Here is a 520-nt window from a genome sequence, read left to right on the forward strand (position 1 = left end):
CTGGATGGAGGCGCCGTGGGAGATTGCGAGGGAGCTGCAGCGGCCATTGCCGGACGGGCAGATGCAGATCGTGGCCAAGGGGGAGCGGCAGGACATCGGCCAAAGCGCGGCCGGCTGATCAGGCAGGCAGCGTATGGCTACTCGCCTCGGTCCAGCACGCGGCTGATCCGGATGCGATCCGTCAGGCGACCGCGTCGCACCAGGGCAGCGACTTGGCTACCCGGCCGTAGCATCTCGAAATGCGCCGACCGCACGGCGGCACAAGGCCGCTGATCCTCGAGCTGCAGGCAGACCTCGTAGCGCTCGGGGTCGGTGGTCGGCACCACGGCGGTGCCGACCTGGCCGCCGGGCGTCACCACAGCGGCAGGGGTCACGGAGGCAGAGGCGGCACGCCAATTCCGGCTCGCGACGACGCCCTCCATCCGCTCGGTCGGCCGACCCACAACATCCGTGATGAAGACCCCGAGAGCCACGACCATGGCCAGCAGCCCGAGCGACATGAACCACAAGACGGCGCTCA

1 protein-coding gene is annotated in these 520 nt (G+C 69.4%); it reads right to left on the reverse strand.

Going from position 1 to position 520, the window contains the following annotated elements; translation table 11 throughout:
- Positions 1-137: 137 nt before the first annotated feature.
- A partial coding sequence (locus F0Q34_RS22235) for a hypothetical protein (protein WP_206668133.1) occupies positions 138-520 on the reverse strand: 383 nt, incomplete at its 5' end.

Origin of the sequence: Teichococcus oryzae, from assembly GCF_008386565.1 — a bacterium.
GTDB classification, from domain to species: Bacteria; Pseudomonadota; Alphaproteobacteria; order Acetobacterales; family Acetobacteraceae; genus Pseudoroseomonas; species Pseudoroseomonas oryzae.